Source organism: Pseudomonas sp. 57B-090624 (assembly GCF_003234055.1).
Taxonomy (GTDB): Bacteria; Pseudomonadota; Gammaproteobacteria; order Pseudomonadales; family Pseudomonadaceae; genus Metapseudomonas; species Metapseudomonas tohonis.
Genome location: NZ_QKRU01000061.1, coordinates 1 through 15,744 on the forward strand (window position 1 = coordinate 1; position 15,744 = coordinate 15,744).

General features: G+C 69.2%; 13 protein-coding genes. 8 read left to right on the forward strand and 5 right to left on the reverse strand.

All coding sequences use genetic code 11. From position 1 onward, the window contains the following. Nucleotides 1-112: 112 nt before the first annotated feature. The 4 genes from DMX10_RS24150 to DMX10_RS24165 all read left to right on the forward strand — a co-directional run bounded on the left by DMX10_RS24150 (nt 113) and on the right by DMX10_RS24165 (nt 6,450). Nucleotides 113-2,143: a hemopexin repeat-containing protein gene (locus DMX10_RS24150; protein WP_111263476.1), complete on the forward strand. Its 2,031-nt coding sequence runs from the start codon at nt 113-115 to the stop codon at nt 2,141-2,143. Between the two features lie 244 nt (nt 2,144-2,387). After that, the gene (gene ilvD, locus DMX10_RS24155) at nt 2,388-4,229 is read left to right on the forward strand and encodes a dihydroxy-acid dehydratase (protein ID WP_111263477.1); all 1,842 of its coding nucleotides are present in this window, start codon (nt 2,388-2,390) and stop codon (nt 4,227-4,229) included. Nucleotides 4,230-4,568: 339 nt separating this feature from the next. Next, nucleotides 4,569-5,948, forward strand: coding sequence for a nucleobase:cation symporter-2 family protein (locus DMX10_RS24160; RefSeq protein WP_111263478.1), 1,380 nt, complete (start codon nt 4,569-4,571; stop codon nt 5,946-5,948). A gap of 43 nt (nt 5,949-5,991) precedes the next feature. Then, a complete protein-coding gene (locus DMX10_RS24165; RefSeq protein ID WP_111263511.1) occupies nt 5,992-6,450 on the forward strand; it encodes a metallophosphoesterase family protein in 459 nt (152 codons plus the stop codon). A gap of 88 nt (nt 6,451-6,538) precedes the next feature. Here DMX10_RS24165 and DMX10_RS24170 read toward each other — a convergent pair whose 3' ends face one another. Beyond that, nucleotides 6,539-7,051, reverse strand: a complete 513-nt coding sequence (locus DMX10_RS24170) for a dihydrofolate reductase (protein WP_111263479.1) — start codon at nt 7,049-7,051, stop codon at nt 6,539-6,541. Between the two features lie 157 nt (nt 7,052-7,208). On the opposite strand from DMX10_RS24170, the gene DMX10_RS24175 reads away from it, so the two are divergent. The 3 genes from DMX10_RS24175 to DMX10_RS24185 all read left to right on the forward strand — a co-directional run bounded on the left by DMX10_RS24175 (nt 7,209) and on the right by DMX10_RS24185 (nt 11,207). Next, on the forward strand, nt 7,209-8,360 hold the full coding sequence (locus tag DMX10_RS24175) for a glycerophosphodiester phosphodiesterase (RefSeq protein WP_111263480.1): 1,152 nt from the start codon (nt 7,209-7,211) through the stop codon (nt 8,358-8,360). 98 nt (nt 8,361-8,458) lie between these two features. Further along, nucleotides 8,459-9,847, forward strand: a complete 1,389-nt coding sequence (locus tag DMX10_RS24180; RefSeq protein WP_111263481.1) for a DUF2868 domain-containing protein — start codon at nt 8,459-8,461, stop codon at nt 9,845-9,847. Then, on the forward strand, nt 9,840-11,207 hold the full coding sequence (locus DMX10_RS24185) for a GTPase/DUF3482 domain-containing protein (RefSeq protein WP_111263482.1): 1,368 nt from the start codon (nt 9,840-9,842) through the stop codon (nt 11,205-11,207). Before DMX10_RS24180 ends, DMX10_RS24185 begins: the two co-directional genes overlap by 8 nt. A 205-nt stretch (nt 11,208-11,412) precedes the next feature. On the opposite strand, the gene DMX10_RS24190 is transcribed toward DMX10_RS24185, so the two are convergent. Genes DMX10_RS24190 through DMX10_RS24200 form a run of 3 tightly spaced genes read right to left on the reverse strand, consistent with a single transcriptional unit; the run spans nt 11,413 to nt 13,796 of the window. Then, nucleotides 11,413-12,207 carry a thymidylate synthase gene (locus tag DMX10_RS24190; RefSeq protein WP_111263483.1) on the reverse strand — a complete coding sequence of 265 codons (795 nt, stop codon included), beginning with the start codon at nt 12,205-12,207 and terminating at the stop codon, nt 11,413-11,415. After that, nucleotides 12,204-13,004, reverse strand: coding sequence for a prolipoprotein diacylglyceryl transferase (lgt, locus tag DMX10_RS24195; RefSeq protein WP_111263484.1), 801 nt, complete (start codon nt 13,002-13,004; stop codon nt 12,204-12,206). Before lgt ends, DMX10_RS24190 begins: the two co-directional genes overlap by 4 nt. A gap of 9 nt (nt 13,005-13,013) precedes the next feature. Next, complete coding sequence (locus DMX10_RS24200; protein WP_111263512.1) at nt 13,014-13,796, reverse strand: sulfite exporter TauE/SafE family protein; 783 nt, start codon at nt 13,794-13,796, stop codon at nt 13,014-13,016. 118 nt (nt 13,797-13,914) lie between these two features. Here DMX10_RS24200 and DMX10_RS24205 point away from each other — a divergent pair, with 118 nt between their 5' ends. Then, nucleotides 13,915-14,661 carry an NRDE family protein gene (locus DMX10_RS24205; protein WP_111263485.1) on the forward strand — a complete coding sequence of 249 codons (747 nt, stop codon included), beginning with the start codon at nt 13,915-13,917 and terminating at the stop codon, nt 14,659-14,661. Here the strand turns inward: DMX10_RS24205 and DMX10_RS24210 are convergent. Beyond that, a complete protein-coding gene (locus tag DMX10_RS24210) occupies nt 14,658-15,692 on the reverse strand; it encodes a sensor domain-containing diguanylate cyclase (RefSeq protein ID WP_111263486.1) in 1,035 nt (344 codons plus the stop codon). The genes DMX10_RS24205 and DMX10_RS24210 overlap by 4 nt on opposite strands. Nucleotides 15,693-15,744 lie beyond the last annotated feature (52 nt).

The following is a 15,744-nucleotide window of genomic DNA, read 5'->3' on the forward strand; positions in this document are numbered from 1 at the left end:
CTCCCGCCCCGCTGTCATTCCCCCGCAATCCGGCCACGCTGGTATAGACCACCGCGAGGCAAGCCAGCCGTCTGCATCGCATCGCAGCAACCACAACAATCAAGGATGCGTCATGACAACGATGAAACGCGCGGGGCGCCTGCTGGCCCTCGCAACCGCCTCGCTGCTCGCCTTGCAGGCCCAGGCCGGTGCCAACAAGGTGCTGTTCTTCGGTATCGACGGCTTCAAGGCCGATGCCATTCCCGCCGGCAACATGGTCAACCTCGAGCAACTGATCGCCAGCGGCGTCTACACCGACGGCGGCTGGTCGCCGGACACCTCCATGAGCGGCCCCGGCTGGTCGACCCTGTTCATGGGCGTCGAGCGCGACAAGCACGGCGTGCGCGACAACAGCTTCACCGGGCAGAACTACGCCCAGTACCCGCACTTCCTCACCCTGCTGGAACAGCGCAAGCCCCAGCTGGTGACCGCCTACGCCTACAACTGGTCGCCGCTCTACGCGCAGATGAAGCCCCAGGCCGACCTCAGGTTCGACGGCCCGGAAGCCAATGACCCGGTGCTGATCGCCCAGGCCGAGGACTGGCTGCGCAACCGCGCCGACCTCGACGTGCTCAGCGCCTACTACTACGGCGTCGACGAAGCCGGCCACAGCCACGGCTTCCACTCCGACACCCCGCAATACGTCCAGGCCATGGGCCAGGCCGACGCCGCCCTCGGCCGCCTGCTGCAGGCGATCAAGTCGCGCCCCACCTACACCCAGGAAAACTGGCTGATCGTGGTCAGCACCGACCACGGCGGCAGCAGCACCGGCCACGGCGCCAACCGCCCCGAACACCGCAAGGTGGCGGTGGTGCTCAGCGGCGCCGGCATTCCCGCCCTCGGCCGCAACCGCCTGGCCACCCCGTTGCGCCAGGTGGACGTGGTGCCGACGCTGTTCGAGCACCTGGGCGTCTCCACCCAGGGCCTGGCCCTGGACGGCCGCTCGCGCCTGCACCTTGTGCCGCGCACCTTCGCCTTCGGCCAGAACCTCTTGGCCAACCCCGGCGCCGAATATGGCGCGGCCCACTCCGACCTGGCCTACGACCCGGACATCGCCGGCTGGACCAAGGGCGGCCTGCAGACGGTGATGCGCTACGGCGCCCGCAGCGAACTGCCCGCCGGCCAGGGCCAGCTCTTCGTCGGCCAGGGCAAGGGTTCCCTGACCCAGCGCATCGAGCTGCCGCCGGAGGCCGCCGGCCGGCCCTTCCAGCTCGACGCCCTGCTCGGCGCCAGCGCCGGCAGCAGCCATGACGCCCGCGTGCTGGTGCGCTTCCACGCCGCCGAGAAACGCAGCGCGGTGTACTGGAACGACGACACCGGCTACTTCTTCGCCGGCGATCGCTACTACCGCTACAACTACCGCGACGACAAGGTCGACGCCGGTTATCCACAACCCATCGCCGGCAACTGGATCGGCTTCGAGGGCTTCGAGGGCGGCGCGCGGGACATCGACGCCGGCTTCAACGCCGGCAACGGCAAGGCGTACTTCTTCAAGGGCACCCAGTACGTGCGCTTCGACATCGCCAGCGACCGCGTCGACCCCGGCTATCCCAAGCCCATCGCCGGCAACTGGTCGGGCCTGGAGCGCTTCACCGGCGGCGCCCGCGACATCGACGACGTGCTCGAGGTCAACGGCTCCAGGCTGTACTTCTTCAAGGGCAGCCAGTACATCCGCTACAACCTGACCACCGGCGACAAGGCGGACAAGAACTACCCGCTGGACGTCTCCGGCGCCACCTGGGCCGGCGTGCAGCAGTGGCCCCTGGGCCTGGAGGCGGCAGTCAAGCGCAACAGCTCCATCGCCTACCTGTTCAACGGCGGCGAGTACGTGCGCTACAACCTGATCACCGACAAGGCCGAGAGCGGCTACCCGCGCCCCGTGGACGGCGCCACCTGGCCGGGCCTGGCAGGGTTCGTCGAAGCGGGCACCGCCTTCGCCACGCCCGCCCTGACCGCCGCCGAGCGCAACGGCCAGCCCCTGGCCCGCAACCTCTATGGCACGGTGCCGGCCGGGGCCACCTCGGTGGAGGTCGAGCTGCGCTTCGAGAAGGGCAGCGGCGCCGGTTTCCCCTTCGCCGATGAGCTGAACTTCCGCGTCGACTGACCCCCGGTCATCCAGGTGCGCGCCGACCGCTCGGCCCCCGGCCTTCCGCCCGGAGCGCACCTGGGATTAGAATCCCCGCTTCCCTGCCACACCCTCAGGCGGGCCAGTGAGCCCCGGCCGAGCGCGCGGTGATCCCGCGATGCCCTCACGCCACCCCGGACGCAACGACCACATCCGTTTGCCAACGGCACCCACCGCGCTCACGATACGACCTATAACCTGATCAGCCTGCAGGACATCAGACATGCCCGATTACCGCTCGAAGACCTCCACCCACGGCCGCAACATGGCCGGCGCCCGCGCCCTCTGGCGCGCCACCGGGATGAAGGACGAAGACTTCAAGAAGCCGATCATCGCCATTGCCAACTCCTTCACCCAGTTCGTGCCCGGCCACGTGCACCTGAAGGACCTGGGCCAGCTGGTCGCCCGCGAGATCGAAAAGAACGGTGGCGTGGCCAAGGAATTCAACACCATCGCCGTGGACGACGGCATCGCCATGGGCCACGACGGCATGCTCTATTCCTTGCCGAGCCGCGAGATCATCGCCGACTCCGTGGAATACATGGTCAATGCCCACTGCGCCGACGCCATCGTCTGCATCAGCAATTGCGACAAGATCACCCCCGGCATGCTGATGGCCGCCCTGCGCCTGAACATCCCCGTGGTGTTCGTCTCCGGCGGCCCGATGGAAGCCGGCAAGACCAAGCTGGCCAACCACGGCCTGGACCTGGTGGACGCCATGGTGGTGGCCGCCGACGACTCCTGCTCCGACGAGAAGGTCGCCGAGTACGAGCGCAGCGCCTGCCCCACCTGCGGTTCCTGCTCCGGCATGTTCACCGCCAACTCGATGAACTGCCTGGTCGAAGCCCTGGGCCTCGGCCTGCCGGGCAACGGCTCCACCCTGGCCACCCACTCGGACCGCGAGCAGCTGTTCCTGCGCGCCGGCCGCCTGGCCGTCGAGCTGTGCCAGCGCTACTACGGCGAAGGCGACGAGTCCGTGCTGCCGCGCAACGTCGCCAGCTTCAAGGCGTTCGAGAACGCCATGACCCTGGACATCGCCATGGGCGGTTCCACCAACACCATCCTGCACCTGCTGGCCGCCGCCCAGGAGGCGGAGATCGCCTTCGACCTGCGCGACATCGATCGCCTGTCGCGCAAGGTGCCGCAGCTGTGCAAGGTGGCGCCGAACATCCAGAAGTACCACATGGAAGACGTGCACCGCGCCGGCGGCATCTTCAGCATCCTCGGCGAGCTGGCCCGTGGCGGCCTGCTGCACACCGACGTGCCCACCGTGCACAGCCCGAGCATGAGCGACGCCATCGCCCAGTGGGACATCACCCAGACCGACGACGAAGCCGTGCACACCTTCTTCAAGGCAGGCCCGGCCGGCATCCCGACCCAGGTCGCCTTCAGCCAGAGCACCCGCTGGGACACCCTGGACGACGACCGCGCCGAAGGCTGCATCCGCAGCGTCGAGCACGCCTACTCCCAGGAAGGCGGCCTGGCCGTGCTCTACGGCAACATCGCCCTGGACGGCTGCGTGGTGAAGACCGCCGGCGTGGACGAGTCCATCCACGTGTTCGAAGGCACCGCGAAGATCTTCGAAAGCCAGGACAGCGCCGTGAAGGGCATCCTCGCCGACGAAGTGAAACCCGGCGACATCGTCATCATCCGCTACGAAGGCCCGAAAGGCGGGCCGGGCATGCAGGAGATGCTGTACCCCACCAGCTACCTGAAGTCCAAGGGCCTGGGCAAGCAATGCGCCCTGCTCACCGACGGCCGCTTCTCCGGCGGCACCTCGGGCCTGTCCATCGGCCACGCGTCCCCGGAAGCCGCCGCCGGTGGCGCCATCGGCTTGGTGCAGGACGGCGACAAGGTGCTGATCGACATCCCCAACCGCAGCATCAACCTGCTGGTGTCCGATGAAGAACTGGCCACCCGCCGCGCCGCGCAGGACAAGAAAGGCTGGAAACCCGCCGCCCCGCGCGCGCGCAAGGTGACAACCGCCCTCAAGGCCTACGCCCTGCTCGCCACCAGCGCCGACAAGGGCGCCGTGCGCAACAAGGCGATGCTGGAAGACCTGTAAGCGCCGCCTGCGAACGGAAAAGCCCGGCCTCGTGCCGGGCTTTTCATTGGCCGCTTTTCGGTGGCATCGATTGGTGGATGAAAAGAGCGTCATCCACCCTACAGCCCGGGCAACTCAGCAGCCCACCCGGCACGCCCCGTAGGATGGCGTAGAGCGCAGCGAAACCCATCACCCACTACATACCCTCTACCCACCGACACAAACGCGTTCGCAGCGGGATCTTCGCGAGCAGACCGCGTTCCTGTCCCTACGTTCCAGCACCCGCCACACAGCTGACCGGCGCCCCCCGCCGCCCCCGGCCATTCAGGTAGAATCGCCGCTTTTTTGCGGACCATCGCCATGAGTTCACTGGAAAACCCGGCCACTTCCACCTCCCGCAACGAGCTGGTCTATGGCCTCGACGACAAGCCGCGCCCGCTGGTGGCGCTGCTCGCCGCCCTGCAGCACCTGCTGGCGATCATCGTGCCCATCGTCACGCCCGGCCTGCTGATCTGCCAGGCCATCGGCGTCTCGGCGCGCGACACCAACCTGATCGTCTCCATGTCGCTGGTGATCTCCGGCATCGCCACCTTCGTCCAGTGCAAGCGCTTCGGCCCGTTCGGCGCCGGGCTGCTGATCGTCCAGGGCACCAGCTTCAACTTCGTCGGCCCGCTGATCGCCGGCGGCGCACTGATGGTCAAGCAGGGCACCCCGGTGGAAGCGGTGATGGCCGCCATCTTCGGCGTGGTCATTGCCGGCTCCTTCGTGGAGATGGGCATCTCGCGCATCCTGCCCTTCGTCAAACGCCTGATCACCCCGCTGGTGACCGGCATCGTGGTGCTGATGATCGGCCTGACCCTGATCAAGGTCGGCCTGATCAGCATGGGCGGAGGCTTCGGCGCCATGGCCAACGGCACCTTCGCCAACGGCGAGAACCTGCTGCTGTCCGGCACCGTGCTGGCGATCATCGTCGTGCTCAACCGCATTCCCGTGGTGTGGATGCGCAGCTGCGCCATCGTCATCGCCCTGGCCGTGGGCTATGCCCTGGCCGGCTACCTGGGCCGCCTGGATTTCACCGGCATGCACCAGGCCGAGCTGTTCCAGGTGCCGATGCCGCTGCACTTCGGCCTGGGCTTCTCCTGGAGCCTGTTCATCCCGATGCTGGTCATCTACCTGGTCACCGCGCTGGAAGCCATCGGCGACGTCACCGCCACCAGCAAGGTCTCGCGCCAGCCGGTGGAGGGCCCGCTGTGGATGCAGCGGATCAAGGGCGGCGTGCTGGTGAACGGCGCCAACTCGCTGCTGGCCGGCGTGTTCAACACCTTCCCCAGCTCGGTGTTCGCGCAGAACAACGGCGTGATCCAGCTGACCGGCATCGCCAGCCGCCACGTCGGCCTGTGGATCGCCGTGGTGCTGGTGATCCTCGGCCTGTTCCCGGCGGTGGCCGGCGTGATCCAGGCGGTGCCCGAGCCGGTGCTCGGCGGCGCGGCCATGGTGATGTTCGGCGCGGTGGCCGCCTCGGGCATCAACATCCTCGCCGGCATCGAGCTGGACCGCCGCGCGCTGCTGATCATCGCCGTGTCCCTGGCCCTGGGCCTGGGCGTGTCGCAGGTGCCCGAGTTCCTCGCGCACATGCCGGCGGCGCTGCGCAACGTGCTGGAGTCCGGTGTCGCCACCGGCGGCATCTGCGCCCTGCTGCTGAACTGGTTCCTGCCGGAATCCCCGCGCACACCCCGGTGAGGCAGAATGGGCCTCGCATTCCAACGAGGCCCCTTCCATGACCCTGCGCATCGGCCTGATCGCCGACACCCACGGCCTCCTGCGGCCCCAGGCCCTGGCGGCCCTGCAAGGCTGCGACCACATCCTGCATGCCGGCGACATCGGCAAGCCCGAGATCCTCGACACGCTTCGCCGCCTGGCCCCCCTGACCGTGGTGCGCGGCAACAACGACACCGAGCACTGGGCGCAACGCATCCCTCACGACGCCACCCTGCGCTCCGGCGGCACCTGTCTCTACCTGATCCACGACCAGGCGGAAATCCCAGCCGACCTCGCCACGCGCGGCGTCGACGCCATCATCACCGGTCATTCCCACAAGCCGCTGATCACCCGCCGCGACGGCATCCTCCACATCAACCCGGGCAGCGCCGGGCCTCGGCGCTTCAAGCTGCCGATATCGGTGGGATTCCTGCTGATCGAAAACGAGCGGGTGCGCGCGGAATTGCGCGAGCTGGAGGTTTGAGCGGGGGGCCGCCCGGAGCCCCTACCGGGTTGATCCGGGCGTAGGGTGGACGGCGCTTCTTACGTCCACCAACGATGTTGCAGCCGGCTCAGCGCCGCTCCCACACCTGGAAGGCATAGGCGGGCGTGGTGTCGCTGGCCTCGTGCTCGATGCTGGAGGCCAGGTGCCAATCGGCATCCGGTACTTCGGGGAAGAAGGCGTCGCCTTCCGGAGCCAGCTCGACGCGGGTCAGGTAGAGGCGGTCGCCGTGCGCCAGGCCCTGGGTATAGAGCTGGGCACCGCCGATCAGCATCACTTCCTCGGCATCCTCCTCACGGGCCCAGGCTTCGGCGCGCACCACGGCCTCTTCCAGGCTGGCGAACACCTCGGCGCCTTCCAACTGCAGGCCGGCCTGGCGGCTGACCACCAGGTTGAGGCGCCCCGGCAGCGGGCGACCCAGGGAATCCCAGGTCTTGCGGCCCATGATGATGGGCTTGCCCAGGGTCAGGGCCTTGAAGTGCTTGAGGTCAGCCGGCAGGTGCCAGGGCAGTTGGTTGTCACGGCCGATCACGCGATTCTGCGCGAGGGCGGCGATGAGGGCGAGGGGCAGGGTCTTTTTCATGGCGGCGAGAATACCAGAGCGAAGCGGCCAGGCCAGCCGGCCTTTCTTTCTGTCCGTCGGGCCGGTCACGCCTCGCAACACTTGCCGCGCGGCGCACCATAAACCGTCATCTATCCTGCGGCAGGCTTGCGCTTCCCCTACCGCAAGGAGACGCCCCATGGCATCCATTTCCCCCCTGCGGCATTGGCTGGCGGTCTGCAGCCTGACGTTGCCCCTCTGTTCATTCGCCGCACCGGACCCGGTGCAATCGGCCATCGACTGGGCCGCCCAGCAGCCCCGCGCCGCCAAGGGCCATGCCCAGGGCGAGGGCAAGCCGCTGGTGGTCGGCCATCGCGGCGCCAGCGGCTACGTGCCGGAACACACCCTGGCCTCCTACGCCCTGGCCGCCTTGCAAGGCGCCGACTTCGTCGAGCCGGACCTGGTGATGACCCGCGACGGCCAACTGGTGGCTCGCCATGACAACGAGCTGGGGCTGACCACCGATGTCGGCAAGCACCCCGAGTTCGCCGACCGCAAGCGCACCCAGAACATCGACGGCGTGGCGCTCACCGGCTGGTTCAGCGAGGATTTCACCCTGGCCGAGCTGAAGACCCTCAAGACCATCGAGCGCATCCCCCTGGTGCGCCCGGGCAATGCGCGGCTGGACGGCGCCTTCGAGATCCCCACGCTGCAGGAGATCATCGACCTGGTGAAGAGCCTGCAGCTCAGCCAGCAGCGGCGCATCGGCCTGTACATCGAGACCAAGCACCCCACCCATTTCCAGCAGCTCGGCCTGGCCATGGAGAAGCCGCTGCTGCGCACCCTGCAGCGCAACGGCTACACCGACCGCCGCTCGGCGGTGTACATCCAGTCCTTCGAAGTGGACAACCTGCAGCGCATCGCCCGGCAGAGCAGCATCCGCCTGATCCAGCTCTACGGCGCCGGCCAGCCCTATGACCAGCAGGTGCTGGACACCGGCCTGACCTACGCGAAGATGGCCAGCGCCGCCGGCCTCAAGGCCGTCGCCCGCTATGCCGCCGGCGTCGGCCCGGACAAGGCCTACATCATCCCCCGCGATGCCGCCGGCAACCTGGGCCAGCCCACCCGCTTCGTCGCCGACGCCCACGCCGCCGGGCTCAAGGTGCACCCCTACACCTTCCGCGCGGAGAACGCCTTCCTCCCCACCAACCTGCGCAACGGTGCCGACCCGCAGGTGCGCGGCGACATCGAGGCGGAGATCAACGCCTTCCTCGACGCCGGCATCGACGGCCTGTTCATCGACCAGCCGGACATCGCCGTGCGCGTCAGGGAGCAGCGGGCCGCCCACTGACCCGCACGCCGCGACACCCCGGCCCAGACGGCCGGGGTTCCACCTTCCCGCCGTTCAGCGGTTATGCTTCTGCCTCGTCCCACCGGAAGAGAACCCGCGTGACCGAGAGCCCGCCGCCGAACCTCACTCCCCTGCAGCGCCTCTGGCTGACCGAAGCCGTGCGCCTGCGCGAAGAACACGCCGGCCCGCTGGAAGACGGCGAAGCCAACCGCCGCGCCAATGCCGCTGGCGGTGACCTCCCGCAGCGCATCCAGACCCGTGCCCTGTGGCTCGCCGAACGCGACGGCCAACTGGCCGCCCTGCTGCACTGGTTGCAGGGTGCGCGCCTGGCATTCGCCGCGCTGTTGCTGGTGGCCCTGGCCACCGGCGCCACGCTGGCGGTAGCCGCCCTGGGCGACGGCCAGCGCCCGGTCAACGTGTTCTGGGCCCTGGGCAGCCTGCTCGGCCTGCACCTGCTGATGCTGCTCGGCTGGCTGCTGGGCCTGGCCTTCGGTGGCCACGCCAGCGTCCTCGGCCGCCTCTGGTGGTGGCTCAGCGGCAAGCTCGCCCGGGACGCCGCCGCCGCGCAGCTGGGCCCGGCGCTGCTGGTGCTGCTGCAACGCCGCCGCCTCGCCCGCTGGGGCCTGGGCGCACTGGTCAACGGGCTCTGGAGCCTCAGCCTGGGCACCGCGCTGCTGTACCTGCTGGCGCTGCTGGCCACCCGGCGCTACGGCTTCGTCTGGGAAACCACCATCCTCGGCAGCGACACCTTCGTCGCCCTGACCCAGGCCCTGGGCGCCCTGCCCGCCCTGCTCGGCTTCGCCCTGCCGGACGCCGACACCATCCGCGCCAGCAGCGACGTAGTGGCCGCCGCCGATGCGCGCCAGGCCTGGTCCGGCTGGCTGCTGGGGGTGACCCTGGTCTACGGTCTGCTGCCGCGCCTGCTGCTGACGGCGCTGTGCCTGTGGCGCTGGCGCAGCGGCCGCGAACGGCTCGACCTGGACCTCGCCCTGCCCGGCTACGGCCTGCTGCGCGAGCGCCTGCAACCGGCCAGCGAACGCCTCGGCGTGCTGGACGCCGACCCCGGCCTGGCCCCGGCCGACGCCGCCCAGGCCCACCCCGACAGCGGCAGCGGTGCCTTGCTGGTGGCCATCGAACTGGACGACAGCCGTCCCTGGCCACCGACCCTGCCACGCGGCGTGGGCGATGCCGGCATCCTCGACAGCCGCGAGCAGCGCCAGCGCCTGCTGGAGCAGCTCACCCGCTTCCCGCCGCAACGCCTGGCGATTGCCTGCGACCCACGCCGCTCGCCGGACCGCGGCACCCTGGCGCTGATCGGCGAACTGGCGCGCTGCGCCGCCGCCACGCGCATCTGGCTGCTGCCGGCCCCACCGGGCGCGGCGCTGGACAGCCTGCGCCTGGGCGAATGGCACCAGGCCCTGTCGCGCCTGGAGCTGGAACACGCCGACAGCTCGCCCCTCGCCTGGCTGGAGAAGGGCCATGACTGACGCACTGAAACTGGCCGTGGTCGGCCACACCAACGTCGGCAAGACCTCGCTGCTGCGCACCCTGCTGCGTGATCGCGGCTTTGGCGAGGTGTCCCACCGCCCCAGCACCACCCGCCATGTCGAGGGCGCGCGCCTGTCGGTGGACGGTCAGCCGCTGCTGGAGCTCTACGACACCCCCGGCCTGGAAGACGCCATCGCCCTGCTCGACTACCTGGAGCGCCTCGAACGCCCCGGCGAGCGCCTGGACGGCCCGGCACGGCTGGCGCGCTTTCTCGACGGCAGCGAGGCGCGCCAGCGCTTCGAGCAGGAGGCCAAGGTGCTGCGCCAGTTGCTGGCCTCCGATGCCGGCCTCTATGTGATCGACGCCCGCGAGCCGGTGCTGGCCAAGTACCGCGACGAGCTGGCGGTGCTGGCCATGTGCGGCCGGCCGCTGCTGCCGGTGCTGAACTTCGTCGCGGTCAACGACCACCGCGAGGCCGAATGGCGCGAGGCCCTGGCACGCCTGGGCCTGCACGCGCTGGTGCGCTTCGACAGCGTGGCGCCGCCGCTGGATGGCGAGCGCCGCCTCTACGAGAGCCTGGCCCTGCTGCTGGAACGGGCACGCCCGCAACTGCAACGGCTGATCGAGGACCACGAGGCCCAGCGCGGCCTGCGCCGGCGGGCCGGGGCGCGACTGATCGCCGAACTGCTGCTGGATGTCGCCGCCTGCCGCCGCAGCGTGCCGGCCGACGAGGCCAGCCTGGCCCGGGCCACCGAGGCCCTGCGCCAGCAGGTGCGCGCCCGCGAACAGGCCTGCGTGGATGCCCTGCTGCGCCTGCACGCCTTCCGCCCGGAAGATGCCGCCACCGGTGACCTGCCTTTGCTTGACGGGCGCTGGGGCGATGACCTGTTCAACCCCGAAACCCTCAAGCAGCTCGGCGTGCGCCTGGGCAGCGGCATGGCGGCCGGTGCCGCCGCCGGGGCCGGCGTCGACCTGCTGGTGGGCGGCCTGACCCTGGGCGCCGCGGCAGCCCTGGGCGCCATCGCCGGCGGCGCCTGGCAGACCGTCGGCCACTACGGCGAACGCCTGCTGGGCAAGATCCGTGGCCAGCGCGAGCTGACCGTGGACGACGCCATCCTGCGCCTGCTCGCCCTGCGCCAGCGCCAGCTGCTGCAGGCCCTGGATGCACGGGGGCATGCCGCCATCGACGCCATCCGCATGACGGCGCCGGAGGAGAAGCAATGGCGCCAGGGCAAACTGCCACCGGCATTAGGCAAGGCGCGGGCGCACCCGGAATGGTCGTCGCTCAACCCCGGCGCGGAGTTGGAGCAGGCGGAGCGGCAGGAGCAGGTTAAGGCGCTGGCGGCGGAGTTGGGGTGATTTGGGCAGGCACGGCGAAGAATGCCTGAGGCTCCGCGTGATGGGTTTCGCGTAGCTCTACCCATCCTACGAAAGCGGTCGCCACGCAGCGCGTAGCCCGGGCTTCAGCCCGGGGATCGGGGCAGATTCGCGAATGAATTCGCCCCCACCCGGCAGGCGCCCACAGGTGGATTCCTGGGGCCGCGCCTGTGGGAGCCGGAGCGGGTCAGACCGCGACCGGTGCCTTGATGTGCGGGTGCGCCTGGTAGCCCACCAGCTCGAAGTCCTCGAACTTGAAGGCCAGCAGGTCCTTCACCTCGGGGTTGAGCTTCATGGTCGGCAGGGGCAGCGGCTCGCGGGTGAGCTGCAGGTCGGCCTGCTCGATGTGGTTGGCGTAGAGGTGGCAGTCACCGCCGGTCCAGACGAAGTCGCCGGGCCTCAGGCCGCAGACCTGCGCCACCATCAGCGTCAGCAGGGCGTAGCTGGCGATGTTGAAGGGCACGCCCAGGAAGATGTCCGCCGAGCGCTGGTACAGCTGGCAGCTGAGCTTGCCGTCGGCCACGTAGAACTGGAACAGAGCGTGGCAGGGCGGCAGGGCCATCTGGTCCACCAGGGCCGGGTTCCAGGCGGAGACGATCAGGCGGCGCGAATCCGGGTTCTTGCGGATCATCTCGATCAGCTTGGTGATCTGGTCGATCGACTCGCCGTTGGGCGCCGGCCAGCTGCGCCACTGGTAGCCGTAGACCGGGCCCAGGTCGCCATTCTCGTCGGCCCATTCGTCCCAGATGGAGACGCCGTTTTCCTTCAGGTAGCGGATGTTGGTGTCGCCCTGGAGGAACCACAGCAGCTCGTGGATGATGGACTTCAGGTGGCACTTCTTGGTGGTCACCAGGGGGAAGCCGTCGGCCAGGTCGAAGCGCATCTGGTGGCCGAAGACGCTGTAGGTGCCGGTCCCGGTGCGGTCACTCTTGAAGGTGCCGGTCTCGCGCACCAGGCGCATGAGGTCGAGGTACTGTTTCACGAAGCGACTCCTTGGACGGGCTGGCGGCGGTAGGCCCAGACGATCAGGCCGATGCCGCCGAGGATCATCGGCACGCAGAGGACCTGGCCCATGGTCAGCCAGCCGAAGGCGAGGTAGCCGAGCTGGGCGTCCGGCACGCGGACGAACTCGACGATGAAGCGGAAGATGCCGTAGCACAGCGCGAACATGCCGGACACGGCCATGGTCGGGCGCGGCTTGCGCGAGTAGAACCAGAGGATGGCGAACAGCGCCACGCCCTCCAGGGCGAACTGGTACAGCTGCGACGGGTGGCGCGGCAGCGGGCCGCCGTTGGGGAAGATCATCGCCCAGGGCACGTCGGTGACCTTGCCCCAGAGCTCGGAGTTGATGAAGTTGCCGATGCGCCCGGCGCCCAGGCCGATCGGCACCAGCGGGGCGATGAAGTCCATCAGCTGGAAGAAGCTCTTGCCGTTGCGCCGGCCGAACCACAGGGTCGCCAGCATCACGCCGATCAGGCCGCCGTGGAACGACATGCCGCCCTTCCACACCTCGAGGATCAGCAGCGGGTTGGCGAGGTAGGCCGGCAGGTCGTAGAACAGCACGTAGCCCAGGCGCCCGCCGGCGATCACGCCGAGGGCGACCCAGAACACCAGGTCGGAGAGCTTCTCGCGGGTCCAGGTCGGGTCGAAGGCCTTGAGCCGGCGCGAGGCCAGCCACCAGGCACCGCCGATGCCGATCAGGTACATCAACCCGTACCAGTGGATTTTCAGGGGTCCGAGGCTCAGGGCCACCGGATCGATCTGGGGATAAGCCAGCATCACGACTCCTTAGATCAGAAAACTCAGCCCGACCGAGAGCAGCAGCAGGGCGAACAGGCGCTTGAGCAGACGCGGCGACAGGCGATGGGCCAGGCGCGCGCCGAAGCGGGCGAAGAACATGCTGGTCAGCGCAATGCCGGCCAGCGCGGGGAGATAGACGAAGCCGAGGCTCCACGGCGGCAGGTGCGGCTCGTTCCAGCCCAGCACCATGAACGACAGGGCGCTGGCCAGGGCGATGGGCAGCCCGCAGGCGGAGGAGGTCGCCACCGCCTGCTGCATGGGCACGCTGCGCCAGGTGAGGAAGGGCACGGTCAGCGAGCCACCGCCGATGCCGAAGATCGCCGAGGCCCAGCCGATGAAGACGCCGGCGCCGGTCAGCCCGGGTCTGCCAGGCACCTCGCGGCTGGCCCTGGGCCTCAGGTCCAGGGCCATCTGGATGGAAACCAGGATGGCGAAGCAGCCGATGATCTTCTGCAGCATGGGGCCCTGGATCGCCTTGGCGGTGAGCGAACCCAGCGCGGCGCCGAGGAGGATGCCGAGGGTCATCCAGGCGAAGATGGGCCAGCGCACGGCGCCCTTGCGATGGTGCTCGCGTACGGCGTTGACCGACGTGAAGATGATGGTCGCCAGGGAGGTGCCCACGGCGAGGTGGGTGAGGACGCTGGGGTCGAATCCCTGGGCGGTGAAGCTGAGCACCAGAACCGGCACGATGATCATGCCGCCACCGACGCCGAACAGCCCCGCGAGCACACCGGCGCAGGCGCCGAGTACCAGGTACAGCAGGAATTCCATCGACACCCCCGAGAGCAAAGCGGCATGGTAACGGAAGCCCGCGTCGCGCTCCAATCGGGACGATGGATGTCCTGCAGCGGGCTGCTAGACTCGCCGACAAACAAGGAGACCACTCCAGATGTGCCTGATCGCATTCGCCTGGCGACCGGGTCACCAGACTCCCCTGGTGCTCGCCGCAAACCGTGATGAGTTCTACGCCCGCCCCACCCAGCCACTGGCCGCATGGAAAGACGCGCCGGGGCTGTATGCAGGACGCGACCTCGAAGCCGGGGGGACCTGGCTGGGCCTCGGCCCGGATGGCCGCTTCGCCGCGCTGACCAATATCCGCGACCCGCGCCTGCCCCCGGTGGGCCGTTCCCGTGGCGAGCTGTGCGTGCAGTTCCTCAGCGGCAGGATGGGCCCGGGCGAGTTCCTCGCCGACGCCCAGCGCCGCGCCGGTGACTACGCCGGCTTCAACCTGCTGGTGGGCGATGCCCGCGAGCTGTGCTTCCTCAACCCCCGCAGCGGCGGCCCGAGGAAACTGGCCGCCGGCATCTATGGGCTGTCCAACGCCGACCTGGATACGCCGTGGCCGAAGGTCGAGCGCGCCAAGGCGGCGCTCGCCGAATGCCTGGAGCAGGTCAACACCGACACCCTGCTCAACCTGATGCACGACCCCGAGGCAGCGCCGGACGCGATCCTCCCCGACACCGGCGTGGGCCTGAACACCGAGCGCATGCTTTCACCGGTGTTCATCGCCACCCGCACCTACGGCACCCGCGCCAGCACCGCGCTGATCGTCCATGCCGATGGGCGCCGCGAGCTGGTGGAGCGCAGCTACGGACCCCACGGCGGGCACCTGGGGGATGTGGCGCTTCAGCTCTAGCAGCGCTCGATGCAGTCGCGCCGTTCCTTGGCGCGGTAGAGCCCTTCGTCGAGGCGCCGCAACAGCGCCTCGACGCTCTCCCCCGGCTGCATGCCGGCCACCGCGAAACTGGCCGTGAGCCGCCAGGGCAGCTGCGGGCAGGCTTCCGGCACCCGTGCGTGCAGCCGCTGGGCCAGCAGCAACAGGGCGTCGGGGCCGGTGTCCGGCAACAGCACGATGAATTCCTCGCCGCCCCAGCGGGCCAGGCAATCCTCTTCGCGCAGCACCGCGCCCAGGCAGGCGGTCACCGCCACCAGCACCTGGTCGCCGACGGCATGGCCCAGGCTGTCGTTGACGCGCTTGAAGTGGTCGAGGTCGAACATCAGCAGGCCGGTGGGGTGACCATGGCGCACGAAGCGCTGCCACTCGTGCTCCAGGCAGGCCTGGAACTTGCGACGGTTGAACACCGAGGTGAGCGGATCGGTCTCGGCCAGTTGCACCGCGGCCCTGACCTGGTCCGCGAGCGCACGATTGGCCTCGGCCAGGGCTTCGGTGCGCAGCTCGATCAGGGCCTCGAGATCACGGTTGATGCGCTGCAGCTCCTCGTTGCGCTGCTGCAGCGCCAGCTCGGCACGCTTGCGCTCGTGGATGTTGCGATGGGCGCCGATCATCCGCGTCGGCCGGCCCTGGTCGTCGAACTCGACGAAACGGCCGTGATCGCTTATCCACAGGTAGCTGCCGTCCTGGCAGAGGCAACGGTACTCCTCGGCGTATTCGGCGCGGTGGCCATCGAGGTAGGCCTGGAAGCCCCGCATCACGCCATCGAAGTCATCGGGATGGATCACGCTCTTCCAGGTGTCCACGTCCTCCGGCAGGCCGTCGCGGGGGAAGCCGAGCATGGCGTACCAGCCGGGGCTGCGGTGCACATGGTGGGTGATCATGTTCCAGTCCCAGATGCCGTCGCTGACGATATCCAGGGCGTGGCGAAGGGTCCGCTCTATTTCTTCGCGGGTCGTGCCGTAGGGATGTTCTTCGGATGCAAGCTCGTCCATAAGCCACCTTTCCGGCGATGCCAGCGCAGGCCCATGGCATCTGGTTGGGCTG

Excerpts from the sequence above, each read along its gene's own strand:
- DMX10_RS24150 (WP_111263476.1), top strand. The coding sequence starts at position 113 with ATGACAACGATGAAACGCGCGGGGCGCCTGCTGGCCCTCGCAACCGCC.
- ilvD (WP_111263477.1), top strand. The coding sequence starts at position 2,388 with ATGCCCGATTACCGCTCGAAGACCTCCACCCACGGCCGCAACATGGCC.
- DMX10_RS24160 (WP_111263478.1), top strand. The coding sequence starts at position 4,569 with ATGAGTTCACTGGAAAACCCGGCCACTTCCACCTCCCGCAACGAGCTG.
- DMX10_RS24170 (WP_111263479.1), bottom strand. The coding sequence starts at position 7,051 with ATGAAAAAGACCCTGCCCCTCGCCCTCATCGCCGCCCTCGCGCAGAAT.
- DMX10_RS24175 (WP_111263480.1), top strand. The coding sequence starts at position 7,209 with ATGGCATCCATTTCCCCCCTGCGGCATTGGCTGGCGGTCTGCAGCCTG.
- DMX10_RS24185 (WP_111263482.1), top strand. The coding sequence starts at position 9,840 with ATGACTGACGCACTGAAACTGGCCGTGGTCGGCCACACCAACGTCGGC.
- lgt (WP_111263484.1), bottom strand. The coding sequence starts at position 13,004 with ATGCTGGCTTATCCCCAGATCGATCCGGTGGCCCTGAGCCTCGGACCC.
- DMX10_RS24200 (WP_111263512.1), bottom strand. The coding sequence starts at position 13,796 with ATGGAATTCCTGCTGTACCTGGTACTCGGCGCCTGCGCCGGTGTGCTC.
- DMX10_RS24205 (WP_111263485.1), top strand. The coding sequence starts at position 13,915 with ATGTGCCTGATCGCATTCGCCTGGCGACCGGGTCACCAGACTCCCCTG.
- DMX10_RS24210 (WP_111263486.1), bottom strand. The coding sequence starts at position 15,692 with ATGGACGAGCTTGCATCCGAAGAACATCCCTACGGCACGACCCGCGAA.